We start from the raw sequence: 11857 nt of genomic DNA, 5'->3' as shown, positions 1-11857 counted from the left end.
GTGATCCTGACCGACGGCGCCGTCACCCTCCGGCCGATAAAACTGCGCGACCAGAGCACCTGGCGCGAGGTCAACCGGCGCAACCGCGACTGGCTGCGCCCCTGGGAGGCGACCGTCCCGCCGCCCGCGCCGGGCGGCCCCGTGGCCCAGCGCCCCACCTACCGTCAGATGATCCGCCACCTGCGCGCCGAGGCGAACGCGGGCCGGATGCTGCCCTTCGCGATCGAGTACGAGGGGCGTCTCGTGGGGCAGTTGACGGTGGCCGGCATCACCTGGGGATCGATGTGCTCGGGTCACGTCGGCTACTGGGTGGACCAGAGCGTGGCGGGCCGCGGGGTCATGCCGACGGCGGTGGCACTCGCCGTCGACCACTGCTTCCGCACGGTAGGACTGCACCGGATCGAGGTGTGCATTCGGCCCGAGAACGGCCCCAGCAGAAGGGTCGTGGAGAAACTCGGATTCCGCTCGGAAGGGCTTCGTCCACGCTATCTCCACATCGACGGCGCGTGGCGGGACCATCTGATCTTCGCGCTCACCGCGGAGGAGGTGCCCGACGGGCTCCTGCGACGTTGGCGCAGGGTGCGGCCGGGTACACCGGAAACGCCTCGCACGCCCGGAGAAATAAAATAAGTGTTCGAATTTGATCGCTCTCCGCCAGTAATCGGCATCACTTTCGCCGGGCGTTGAGCCGAACAATCGCAAAAAAAGTCCGTCATATGAGCTGGATCGTGCGACACACCGGGCCAATTGGCGGATGCTGCCGTGCAAACCCCTCTACGGTGTGAGCGTGAGCAGCAGCGGCCTCATCTACGCAGTCATCGTCGGTGCCTGGGCCGCCTACTTGGTGCCGATGTGGCTCCGCAGGCAGGACGAGCTCAATGAGGCCCGTCCGACGGAACGCTTCAGCACCGCCATCCGGCTGCTGTCCGGACGGGCGGCCATGGAGCGCCGTTACGCCAAGGAGCTGCGGGAGCGGGATGCCGAGGAGGCGCCTGGCGACGCGGACCCGGATGCCGTCACGGACCGTTTGGAGTCCGTCGACGTCCGGGCCTTTTCCGCGCCTCCGGCACATACCGAAGCCCGGTTGCGCGACCCCGCGCTCGAACGGCCCGACCAGGAGCGCCCGCGCGACCGGCAGGCGCGGCCCGCGCCCGGACGGCGCCCGCGTCCCTCCGGCGCGGAATCCGAGCGGGCGCGCCGGCAGCGCTCCCAGGTCCTGGCGCGTCGTCGGCGTACGACCACGGTGCTGTTCATGGCGTTCACGCTCGGCGCGGTCGTCGCGGCGGTCGGCGGTCTCCGCTTCCTGTGGGCGCCCGCCGTTCCGGCTGTGCTGCTGAGCTCGTACATCGTGCATCTGCGTGCCCAGGAGCGCCGCCGGTTCGTCTTCACCATGGACCGGCGCCGCGCCGAGGACGCCGCGCAGCGGCTGCGCGAGAACCGCCCGCGCAGGCAGCAGCCCGCCGCGTCCGCTCCCGCCGAGCCCGACGAGGAGCCCGAGGCGCCCGCGCCCGCGCCTACCGTCTCGCCGCAGGAGGCCGGCCGCCGCGCCCTCGTCGAGCAGACGGACCACGCCGAGTGGGTCGACCAGCAGCGCGAACGCGGCCCGGCCCAGGGCGACAGCTGGGAGCCGGTCCCGGTCCCGCTCCCGACGTACGTCACCGCCCCGGTCGCCCCGCGCGCCACGGGCGGGGTGGAGGTCGGCGACCCGGAGACCTGGAGCGCCTCCCGCTCCAGCTCCGCCGAGCCGACCCGCACGGGCGCCGCGGACCCCGCCGCACCCGAAGCCGAGCCGGCCCCGCGGCGCCGGGCGAACCCGCCCAGGCGCACGCGCGACCGCGGCCGGACCCCCCTCTTCGACCAGTACGACGGTGAGGACCGGCCGCGCGCGGCCAACGAGTGAGACCGGCGCCGGACCCGGCTCGGTGACCTGCCGGGATACGGATTTCCGAGCACCCCGATGAGGGTGCTAGAGTTTCACTCGTTGCAAGGGCCTGTGGCGCAGTCTGGTAGCGCACCTCGTTCGCATCGAGGGGGTCTGGGGTTCAAATCCCCACAGGTCCACCGCACACACGGGATCCCGTCCGATCGCGAGATCGGGCGGGATCCCGTCGTTTGCGCACCGGAGTTCCCCGGGCGGGTGGGCGGACCCGGACACGCTCCGGCTCCGAGAGCAGCTGAACCCGGTTTCCCGCGCCATCGATTGTCGGACGTGCCCCTCGCCGTGCACCGGTCTCGACTAAGGTTCTGCGCGGGCCGTGACTGGCGCTGAGGTGGAGTACCACCGGGGAGCGGCCTGACGAACGCGTCGGATGCCGTGCGCCTGGGCGAGTGGTCAACCACGCCTGGAGGCGACCATGTCCCCGACACGGACCGCACAGCTCATGGACGGCACCGGGCTCGCCCGGCGCCTCGTCGAGAAGACCGCCGCGAAGGCGGCGGAGCTCGGACGCCAGGGGGTCGAGCCCTGCCTGGCGACGGTGCTCGTGGGGGAGGACCCCGCCTCGGTCACGTACGTACGCATGAAGCAGGCCCGTTGCGCGAAGGCCGGCATCACGTCCCGCAGCGTCGTCCTCCCCGCCGCCACCACGACCGCGGAGCTCGTCGACACGCTCACCGCGCTCTCCGAGGACCCGCAGGTGCACGGCATCCTGCTCCAGCACCCGGTCGGTCCGCACATCGACGAGCGCGCCGCCTTCGAGGCCATCGCGCCGGAGAAGGACGTCGACGGCGTCACCACGCACTCCTTCGGCGCGATGAGCTTCGGGCTGCCCGGCTTCGTGTCGTGCACACCCGGGGGCATCATGCGCCTGCTGGACGCGTACGACGTCGAGCTGTCCGGCAAGCACGCGGTCGTGGTCGGCCGGAGCGCGATCCTGGGCAAGCCTGCCGGGATGCTCCTCCTCGCCAGGGACGCCACGGTGACGTACTGCCACTCCCGTACGGCGGATCTGGCAGCGGTCGTCAGGGAGGCGGACGTCGTGGTGGCGGCCGTGGGGCGTCCCCGGCTGATCCGGGGCGAGGACGTCAAGCCGGGTGCGGTGGTGATGGACGCCGGGTACAACGCGGGCAACGTCGGTGACGTGGACTTCGAGGGCGCCGCCGCCCGTGCCCGTCTGATCACTCCGGTACCGGGCGGGGTGGGGCCGATGACCATCGCGGTCCTGCTGGAACAGACCGTGGACGCCGCCGCGCGTGCGGCCCGGCGTCAGGGGTGCCCGGCATGAGCACCGTCACCCTGCGATCCACCGTGATCGGCTACGACGACCTCGGGCCCCCGGCCGGGCTGCCGGTCCTCCTGATCCACGGCCACCCCTTCGACCGCACCCTGTGGGCGCCCCAGGCCGAAGCGCTGACCGGGGCAGGACACCGGGTCGTCACCCCCGATCTGCGCGGGTACGGCCGCAGCGGCGTCACACCCGGGAAGGTGTTCCTCTCCGACTTCGCCGACGACCTCGCCGCGCTCCTCGACCACCTCGGCATCGAGAAGGCGGTGGTCGGCGGTGTCTCCATGGGCGGCCAGATCGCCATGGAGTTCCAGCGCCTGCACCCGGGGCGGGTGCGCGGCCTCGTCCTGTCCGACACCTCCGCCCCCGCCGAGACCGACGAGGGCAAGGAGTTCCGCAACCGTCTGGCGGACAGGCTGCTCACCGAGGGCATGGACGGTTACGCGGACGAGGTGATCGGCCGGATGCTCGCCGCGTACAACGTCGACGCCATGCCGGACGTGGCCGCACGGGTCCTCGGCATGATGCGGGCCACCGACCCCCGCGGGGCCGCGGCGGCGCTGCGCGGGCGGGCCGAACGCCCCGACTACCGGGACACGTTGGCGGGTGTCCGGGTGCCGGTCTGGATCGTCGTCGGCGCGGACGACGCCTATACGCCCGTGGCGGACGCCGAGGCGATCCGACGGCTGGTCCCCGGCGCGGTCCTGACCGTGATCGAGGGAGCGGGGCATCTTCCCGGTGCCGAGCAGCCCCAGCGCTTCAACGCCGCCCTGCTGGACTTCCTCGCGACCCGGGTGGCCGCTCATGACTGAGCCGCATCCGCTCCTGGCCTACTTCACCGAGGCCGCCGACGGCAGGTTCCCGCCGTCCGACGGAGGCGTGACGGTGCTTCCGCCGCTGACCGGCGGGCTGGAGTGCTCCGTCGCCTTCACCGGGCACGCGGTCGTCGCCACCGCCCTGGCCGCCGCCGAGGTCCACGCCGGGAATCCCCACGGATTCGGCGCCTCCGCGGAACCCGCCTTCCTCCGGTACCTCGCCGGTCCCGACGGGCGGATCGGGCTCACCGACGCCATGCTCACGGCCCGGGGCACCGGAGGCGCGCCACGTCTCGCGGAGCTGAAGGACGAGGACACCCACCCCCGGGTGCTGTACGCCCGTGAACTGCGCACCGATGTCACGGTCCACGGCGACGGACGGGGCCTGGTCACGCTGGCCCACGGGCTCGCCGGCCGCCGCGAGCTGAGCATCGAACTCCGCGCTCCCGGCCGGGGTCACGGGCGGGGGCTCCTCACCGACGCGCTCTCCCTCGTGCCCGAGGGCGAGCCGGTCTTCGCGGCCGTGTCGCCGGGCAACGCCCGCTCGCTCCGCGCCTTCCTGGCCTGCGGATTCACCCCCATCGGCAGCGAGGTGATCCTGCGTCCCGGCCGGCTCCGGGCGGTCCCCGGCGGCGGCTGAGCGATCACCGGGGCGGACCCGCTCGGGACGACCGCCGGGTAACCTGGTCGGTCCTCGCTCATCCGCCCTTGTGGTGACCGCTGTTGGGGGCGCCCGGGGCCGGAGCGGGGTGCGCCTGTTCGTGGTTCCGTGTGGAGGGCGTCCTGTGACAGCCGGTATACCCAGTTCCCCCGTCGACACCAGCAAGCCGCACCCGGCCCGGGTCTACGACTGGCTGCTCGGCGGCAAGGACAACTACCCGGTCGACCAGGAGGTCGCCGAGAAGCTGCCCGCCGAGGCGCGGGCCAACGCGGCGCGGAACCGGGCGTTCATGCACCGGGCCTCCGCCTGGCTGGCCCGGCAGGGCGTCGACCAGTTCCTGGACATCGGCACGGGCATCCCCACCGCGCCGAACCTCCACCAGATCGTCCAGGCGGTCACCCCGAGGGCCCGGGTCGTCTACGCGGACAACGACCCCATCGTCCTGCGCCACGCGGAAGCGCTGCTGGTGAGCAGTCCCGAGGGCGCGACCGACTACATCCACGCCGATGTGCGGCAGCCGGAGGAGATCCTCGAACGGGCGGCGGGGCTGCTGGACTTCACGAGGCCCGTCGCGCTGTCCCTCATCGCGCTGATGCACTTCCTGCCCGACGACCAGGACCCGTACGGCATCACCCGGGGGCTGGTCGGCGCGCTGCCCTCGGGGAGCCATCTCGTCCTGTCGCACGGGACCGCCGATCAGCACCCGGAGCTCAGGCAGGAGACGGAGTCCGCGTACAGGAAGGGCGCGATCGCGCTGCGGATGCGTACGCGTGCGGAGGTCGAGCCGTTCTTCGAGGGGCTGGAGCTGGTCGGGCCGGGGCTCGTGACGGCGCCCGAGTGGTACCAGGAGGAGCCCGCGCCGGTGTACGAGCGGAGCGGGTTCTACGTGGGTGTGGCGCGCGTGCCGTAGGCGGCCGTCACAGCGGCTTGGCCATGCAGATGCTGCTGTCGTACGTGCGGTAGTGCCCGAACTTCGGGCACGACGTGTAGCCGCTCGACGTGTACAGCGCGATCGCCTCGGGCTGCTGGTCGCCGGTCTCCAGGACCATGCGGGTGCGGCCCGCCGCGCGTGCGTCGGCCTCCAGCGCGGCGAGGAGGCGGCGGGCGATGCCCTGCCCGCGGCCCTCGGGTATCACGAACATCCGCTTGATCTCGGCGTCGCCGTCGGAGTAGCCCTCGTCGTTCCGCTCCTGGCTGCGCCAGCCGCCGGTGGCCATCGGTCGGCCCTGCTCGTCGTAGGCGAGCAGATAGAGTCCGCGAGGCGGATCGAACATCGTGGCGTCGAGCGGTGTGATGTCGCCCTCGTCGCCGTAGCGCTCGGCATATTCGAGCTGCACCTGGTCGTTGAGCTTGACGGCGTCGGGGTGGTCGAAAGGCCGAGTCTGGATATTCATGCGAGTCATGGTACAGGTATGCACCTTCCGGATGTAGGTACTGTACGGGGATGCTGAGTGTTACCACGGTCAATGTGAACGGGCTCCGCGCCGCCGCGAAGAAGGGCTTCGTCGAGTGGCTCGGCCGGACCGAGGCCGATGTGATCTGCCTCCAGGAAGTCCGTGCCGAAGCCCAGCAGCTGCCCGACGAGGTGCGTGAGCCCGAGGGCTGGCACGTCGTGTACGCCCCGGCCGCGGCCAAGGGGCGCGCGGGGGTCGCCGTCTACACGCGGCGTGCGCCGGAGCGCGTACAGATCGGTTTCGGCGGCTTCGGGGTCCCGGGGAGTGAGGAATTCGACACCTCCGGCCGTTACGCCGAGGTGGACCTCCCGGGTGTGACGGTCGCCAGTCTGTATCTGCCCTCCGGCGAGGTCGGCACCGAGAAGCAGGAGGAGAAGGAGCGCTTCATGGCGGCCTTCCTCCCGTATCTCCAGGGCCTGAAGGCACGCGCCGCCGCCGAGGGGCGCGAGGTCCTGGTCTGCGGCGACTGGAACATCGCCCACCGCGAGGCCGACCTGAAGAACTGGAAGGCCAACAAGAAGAGCTCGGGCTTCCTCCCCGAGGAGCGGGCGTGGCTGACCCGGGTGTTCGACGAGGCGGAGTACGTGGACGTGGTCCGCGCGCTGCATCCGGACGAGGAGGGCCCGTACTCCTGGTGGTCCTACCGCGGCCGGGCCTTCGACAACGACGCGGGCTGGCGGATCGACTACCAGGTGGCGACGCCGGGCCTCGCGTCCCGGGCCGTGAAGGGCTGGGTCGAGCGCGCCGCCACGCACGGCGAGCGGTGGAGCGACCACGCGCCGGTGACCGCCACGTACGAGCGGTAGGCCGTGTCCTGAGCGGTGGCTCCGTTGCGCGACCGGCGCGGAGCCCCCGCATGCGCCGCCGGCGTGCGGGGTCCGGCGCCGGCGGCTTCGGTGCCGCACCGGACCCCGCGTCCCGGATCAGGAGCCGTCGATCAGTCCCCGTACTTCGGGCGGCAGGTCCGGGCCGGAGTCGACGGCGAAGAGCGTGGCCGTCCCCGGTGCGTCCCCGACGGCGATGGCGACCTCCGGTGGGATGCCGTCCACTTCGTAGGCGGTCCCCGTCGTCACCGGCACCTCGCTCTTGTCCTGGCCGCCGGTGTCGTCGCAGGGCGGCTGGGTGGCGACGCCGAGCTTCTTGCCGGGCGTGAACGTGGCGCCGCCCACGTCCTGATACGTCCTGTCCTGGTAGGTGTACCGGCCGGCGCAGGAGAGCCCTTCGTCCCCGCCGCCCCCGGCCGTGCACGCGGCTCCCGACATCACCATGGCTGCCGCCATCAGCAAGCCGGCGGATCGTCCGCTCCGGATCATGTGTGTCCCCCCTCGGTGGATGCGCAGAGAGGAGAAACGTTTCCTCTCTGCCGACCGACCTCGCCGTCGCTCAGCACGGCGTTGAGACCGTGTGCGTGGCGAGCTCCCTTGATCGGACGTTCGACGTCGGCGATCCGGATCGGGTTCCCTGTGGAGCGGAGCCCCCGCGCCGCCGTCGCGGCGCGTGCTCCGGCGGATCACGACGCGGTTCGCACGCGCCGCCCAACTCCTAGTCGCCGTCCGCGGCCTTGGCGTCGCGCAGGCGGCGGTCCAGCGCCATCGACAGCTCGGCGTCCACCACCGCGTGTGCGAGCGTGCGCAGTTGCTCCGGGTCGCTGTCCGTGGTGTGGGTGCGCAGGACGCGTACGAAGAGGTCGGCCAGGGCGTCGGCGTGCTCACGGACCTGGCGGCCCGAGGAGAGCACGGCATCGAGCGGGACCCCGGCCCGCACCAGCTCGGACGAGGCGTCCAGCAGCCGCCGGCTGATGTGGACGATCTCGTCACCGTCGATCCCGAGGTAGCCCAGCTCCATGGAGGCGGAGAGGTTCTCCGCCGTGGCCTGGTCCTGGAAGTAGTCGGCGAGTTGCTCGGGTGTGAGCCGGACCGGGGTCTCCTCGGTGGGTTCGCCCAGGCCCAGGACCTCGGCGACGTCGCGGCCGCTGTCGAAGGTGGCGGCGAGATCGGCGATGCCGTTGAGGGTGTGGCCCCGCTCCAGCAGGCCCGTGATGGTGCGCAGCCGGGCCAGGTGGTGGTCGTCGTACCAGGCGATACGGCCCTCGCGGCGGGGCGGCTGGATCAGGCCGCGCTCCCGGTAGAAGCGCAGGGTGCGCACGGTGATGCCGGCCTCCCGGGCCAGCTCCTCCATGCGGTACTCGCGGTGCTCGCGTCCTTCAGCCACACCCGCACCCTATGTTGTACCGCCGGTAACTTTCCTTGTCCCGCCCCCTACCCATCAGTACGGAGCTGCTCTACCCTCCCAACAATGCCAGTGATTGCTGGCAGAGTCGTGTACGTACCGCGGGGAGGCGGCAGCATGGCCCAGCACGAGCACGTACGAGTGGCGGTGATCGGATCCGGATTCGGCGGCCTCGGGGCCGCGGTCCGGCTCCGCCGCGAAGGGATCACCGACTTCCTGGTCCTCGAACGGGCCGGAGCCGTCGGCGGTACCTGGCGGGACAACAGCTACCCGGGCTGTGCCTGCGACGTACCGTCCCACCTCTACTCCTTCTCCTTCGCGCCCAACCCCGACTGGCCGCGCACCTTCTCCGGGCAGCAGCACATCCGCGCCTATCTGGAGCACGTCGCCGACACCTTCGGTCTGCGCCCGCACATCAGGCTGAACCACGAGGTCACGGTGATGCGCTGGGACAACGACGAGCTGCACTGGGTGATCGAGACCGAGAACGGGGCGACGATCACCGCCGACGCCGTGGTCTCCGCCACCGGTCCGCTCTCCGACCCGAAGCTGCCGGACATCCCCGGGCTCGCCGACTTCCCGGGGAAGGTCTTCCACTCGGCCCGGTGGGACCACGACTACGACCTGAGCGGCAAGCGCGTCGCGGTGATCGGCACCGGCGCCTCCGCGATCCAGATCGTCCCGGAGATCCAGCCCCGGGCCGGCCGGCTCACCCTCTTCCAGCGGACTCCGCCGTGGGTCATGCCGCGCATGGACCGTGCCATCAGCGGGGCCGAGAAGTGGCTGCACCGCGCGCTGCCCTTCACCGCCACCGCCCGCCGCGGACTCCTGTGGGGCATACGGGAGTTGCAGGTCGGGGCCTTCACCAAGCACCCCAACCAGCTCGGGCTCGTCGAGTCCATAGCCAAGTCGAACATGGCGCGGGCGATCAAGGACCCCGCACTGCGGGCCAAGCTGACGCCCTCGTACCGCATCGGCTGCAAGCGCATCCTGCTCTCCAACGCCTACTACCCGGCGCTCGCCCGGCCGAATGTCGACGTGGTCGACTCCGGGCTGTCCGAGGTGCGGGGCTCCACCCTCGTCGGGTCGGACGGTACGGAGACCGAGGCCGACGTGATCATTCTCGGCACCGGCTTCCATGTGACGGACATGCCGATCGCCTCCCGGGTCGTCGGCGCCGACGGCATCACCCTCGCCGAGTCCTGGAAGGACGAGATGCAGGCGCTGCGGGGTGCGACCGCGGCCGGCTTCCCCAACTGGATGACGATCATCGGCCCCAACACCGGGCTCGGGAACTCCTCCATGATCCTCATGATCGAGTCCCAGCTGAACTACATGGCCGACTACCTGCGCCAGCTGGACGTCCTCGGCGGGCGCGCGGCGCTCGACGCGCGGCCCTCCGCCGTCGGCGCCTGGAACCGGCGGGTGCAGGACCGGATGAAGCGGACCGTCTGGAACACCGGCGGCTGCACCAGCTGGTACCTCGACGCCAACGGGCGCAACACCACGGTCTGGCCCGGCACGACGGCGGAGTTCCGGCGGGCCACGCGCGCGGTCGACCTGGCCGAGTACGAGATCGTCCGTCCGCCCGTCACGCGCTCCGCCCCGCAGGCCGTGACCGAGGAGGCGGCGCGATGAGCCGGCTGACGCACTCCGCCCACATCCCGCCCGTGCCCGTACGCGAACTGGGCGTCGTCTCCGCGGACGGCTCACGCGTCCACGCCGAGCTGCACGGCCCGGAGGGCGCGCCCGCCGTGGTCCTCGCGCACGGCTGGACCTGCAACACGCGCTTCTGGGACGCCCAGGTGCGGGACCTGGCGGTGGACCACCGGGTCGTCGTCTACGACCAGCGGGGCCACGGGCGTACGCCCGCCGCGGGGTCCGGTGGATACAGCACGCGTGCGCTGGCCGACGACCTGGAGGCCGTGCTCAGGGCCACGCTCGCGCCGGGGCAGAAGGCGGTGCTCGGCGGGCACTCCATGGGCGGGATGACGCTGATGGCCGCGGCGGGCCGGGCGGCGGTGCGGGAGCACGGAGCGGCCGTGCTGCTGTGCAGCACCGGTAGCTCGCGGCTGACCGCCGAGTCGCTGGTGCTGCCGATCCGCGCGGGCGCCCTGCGCACCCGGATGACCGCGGCGGTCCTCGGGGCGCGCGCACCGCTCGGGCCGGTCAACGCCGTGTCGAAGGCGATCCTCAAGTACGCGACGATGGGCCGTGGTTCGGCCCCGGAGCGGGTCGACGCCTGTGCCAGGATCGTGCACGCGTGTCCGCGCGGGGCACGCGTCGCCTGGGGGCACGTGCTCGCCGAGCTCGACCTGGAGGCACGCGTGCGGGAGCTGCGGCTGCCGACCGCGGTGATAGCGGGCACGGAGGACCGGCTGACGCCGCCCGTGCACGCCCGGGCCATAGAGGCGGCACTGCCGCAGAGCCTCGGGCTCACCGAACTGGCGGGCATGGGGCACATGACTCCGGTCGAGGCTCCCGAAGTGGTCACCAGGAAGCTGCGCGAGCTGGTGGCCGAGTACGTCACTGTGGAAGGTGCGGGCAGCACGGCGGCAGCCGTGAGCGAGGAGGAGGTCGCATGAGCGGCAGGCGGAGTCTCGAAGGACAGGTCGTCGTCGTCACGGGCGCGGCGCGGGGCGTGGGTGAACTGCTGGCCAGGAAGCTGTCGGCGCGCGGAGCCACGCTGGCGCTGGTCGGGCTGGAACCGGACGAGCTGAAGAAGGTCTCGGAGCGGCTGCACTCCCCGAGCGACCACTGGTACGCGGACGTCACCGACCACGAGGCGATGAGCCGGGTCGCGGGCGAGGTCAAGGAACGCTTCGGGAAGATCGACATCGTCGTCGCGAACGCGGGCGTCGCCACCGGAGGTCCCCTCGTGGACTCCGACCCCGAGGCATGGCGGCGGGTCATCGAGGTGAATCTGATCGGTGGCGCGGTCACGGCGCGGGCGTTCCTGCCGGTGCTGATGGAGAGCCGGGGCTACTTCCTCCAGATAGCGTCGCTCGCCGCGATCACCCCGGCGCCGATGATGAGCGCCTACTGCGCGTCCAAGTCGGGCGTGGAGGCGTTCGCGCACTGCCTGCGCGGCGAGGTCGGCCACCGGGGCGTGAAGGTCGGGGTGGGCTATCTGTCCTGGACCGACACGGACATGGTGCGCGGGGCCGACGAGGACGACGTCATGCGGGAGTTGAGGCAGCGGCTGCCGTGGCCGACGAACCGGACCTATCCGCTGGGCCCGGCCGTCGACCGGATCGTCGCCGGGATCGAACGGCGCTCCCCGCACGTGTACGCGCAGTGGTGGCTGCGGGGGATGCAGTCGATCCGGGGGTACCTGCCGTCGGTGACGGGGACCATCGGGCAGCGCGAGATGAAGCGCTTCGGGTCCCGGCTGGACGGCGTGGGCAAAGGGCTCGTGGGAGCCGGAGGAGAGGCCGACCGGGAGGCGCGAGTCCGGCGGGGATGATCGAAATG

General features: G+C 72.0%; 13 protein-coding genes, 1 tRNA gene and 1 riboswitch. Of the genes, 11 read left to right on the top strand and 3 right to left on the bottom strand.

The annotated features are described in order from the left end of the window. The 7 genes from AMK10_RS34270 to AMK10_RS34240 all read left to right on the top strand — a co-directional run bounded on the left by AMK10_RS34270 (position 1) and on the right by AMK10_RS34240 (position 5610). Positions 1-630: a GNAT family N-acetyltransferase gene (locus AMK10_RS34270; RefSeq protein WP_073753262.1), complete on the top strand. Its 630-nt coding sequence runs from the start codon at positions 1-3 to the stop codon at positions 628-630. A gap of 157 nt (positions 631-787) precedes the next feature. Continuing rightward, positions 788-1900 carry a divisome protein SepX/GlpR gene (gene sepX / locus AMK10_RS34265; protein WP_443333129.1) on the top strand — a complete coding sequence of 371 codons (1113 nt, stop codon included), beginning with the start codon at positions 788-790 and terminating at the stop codon, positions 1898-1900. An 87-nt stretch (positions 1901-1987) separates the two neighbouring features. Continuing rightward, positions 1988-2061, top strand: a tRNA-Ala gene (locus AMK10_RS34260). Between the two features lie 184 nt (positions 2062-2245). Next, positions 2246-2333, top strand: a riboswitch (ZMP/ZTP riboswitch). 21 nt (positions 2334-2354) lie between these two features. After that, the gene (locus AMK10_RS34255; protein WP_073753258.1) at positions 2355-3224 is read left to right on the top strand and encodes a bifunctional 5,10-methylenetetrahydrofolate dehydrogenase/5,10-methenyltetrahydrofolate cyclohydrolase; all 870 of its coding nucleotides are present in this window, start codon (positions 2355-2357) and stop codon (positions 3222-3224) included. Further along, positions 3221-4036: an alpha/beta fold hydrolase gene (locus AMK10_RS34250; protein ID WP_073753548.1), complete on the top strand. Its 816-nt coding sequence runs from the start codon at positions 3221-3223 to the stop codon at positions 4034-4036. The genes AMK10_RS34255 and AMK10_RS34250 overlap by 4 nt, the downstream gene beginning before the upstream one ends. Then, entirely contained in the window at positions 4029-4679 is a 651-nt protein-coding gene (locus tag AMK10_RS34245) for a GNAT family N-acetyltransferase (protein WP_073753256.1), read from the top strand. The genes AMK10_RS34250 and AMK10_RS34245 overlap by 8 nt, the downstream gene beginning before the upstream one ends. 145 nt (positions 4680-4824) lie before the next feature. Further along, complete coding sequence (locus AMK10_RS34240; protein WP_073753254.1) at positions 4825-5610, top strand: SAM-dependent methyltransferase; 786 nt, start codon at positions 4825-4827, stop codon at positions 5608-5610. 7 nt (positions 5611-5617) lie between these two features. Here AMK10_RS34240 and AMK10_RS34235 read toward each other — a convergent pair whose 3' ends face one another. Continuing rightward, positions 5618-6094: a GNAT family N-acetyltransferase gene (locus AMK10_RS34235; RefSeq protein WP_073753252.1), complete on the bottom strand. Its 477-nt coding sequence runs from the start codon at positions 6092-6094 to the stop codon at positions 5618-5620. Positions 6095-6144: 50 nt separating this feature from the next. On the opposite strand from AMK10_RS34235, the gene AMK10_RS34230 reads away from it, so the two are divergent. Beyond that, a complete protein-coding gene (locus AMK10_RS34230) occupies positions 6145-6960 on the top strand; it encodes an exodeoxyribonuclease III (protein WP_073753250.1) in 816 nt (271 codons plus the stop codon). Positions 6961-7077: 117 nt separating this feature from the next. Here the strand turns inward: AMK10_RS34230 and AMK10_RS34225 are convergent, their stop codons facing one another. Both AMK10_RS34225 and AMK10_RS34220 read right to left on the bottom strand, forming a co-directional pair. Beyond that, the gene (locus AMK10_RS34225) at positions 7078-7434 is read right to left on the bottom strand and encodes a DUF6281 family protein (protein WP_241839777.1); all 357 of its coding nucleotides are present in this window, start codon (positions 7432-7434) and stop codon (positions 7078-7080) included. A 262-nt stretch (positions 7435-7696) separates the two neighbouring features. Continuing rightward, positions 7697-8332 (bottom strand): MerR family transcriptional regulator, encoded by a 636-nt coding sequence (locus AMK10_RS34220; RefSeq protein WP_073753546.1) that lies wholly within the window; start codon positions 8330-8332, stop codon positions 7697-7699. Between the two features lie 168 nt (positions 8333-8500). Between AMK10_RS34220 and AMK10_RS34215 the strand changes: the two genes are divergently transcribed. From AMK10_RS34215 to AMK10_RS34205, 3 genes are read left to right on the top strand one after another with little or no spacing between them, the layout of a single operon-like run. Then, positions 8501-10021 carry a flavin-containing monooxygenase gene (locus tag AMK10_RS34215; protein WP_073753246.1) on the top strand — a complete coding sequence of 507 codons (1521 nt, stop codon included), beginning with the start codon at positions 8501-8503 and terminating at the stop codon, positions 10019-10021. Then, on the top strand, positions 10018-10968 hold the full coding sequence (locus AMK10_RS34210; protein ID WP_073753244.1) for an alpha/beta fold hydrolase: 951 nt from the start codon (positions 10018-10020) through the stop codon (positions 10966-10968). The genes AMK10_RS34215 and AMK10_RS34210 overlap by 4 nt, the downstream gene beginning before the upstream one ends. Then, positions 10965-11849, top strand: coding sequence for an SDR family oxidoreductase (locus AMK10_RS34205; protein ID WP_073753242.1), 885 nt, complete (start codon positions 10965-10967; stop codon positions 11847-11849). The genes AMK10_RS34210 and AMK10_RS34205 overlap by 4 nt, the downstream gene beginning before the upstream one ends. Positions 11850-11857 lie beyond the last annotated feature (8 nt).

The sequence above is a fragment of the Streptomyces sp. CB02058 genome (assembly GCF_001905505.1).
Taxonomy (GTDB): Bacteria; Actinomycetota; Actinomycetes; order Streptomycetales; family Streptomycetaceae; genus Streptomyces.
The sequence above is the reverse complement of the archived record's forward strand: the minus strand, read 5'-3'. Positions and strand labels throughout refer to the sequence as shown.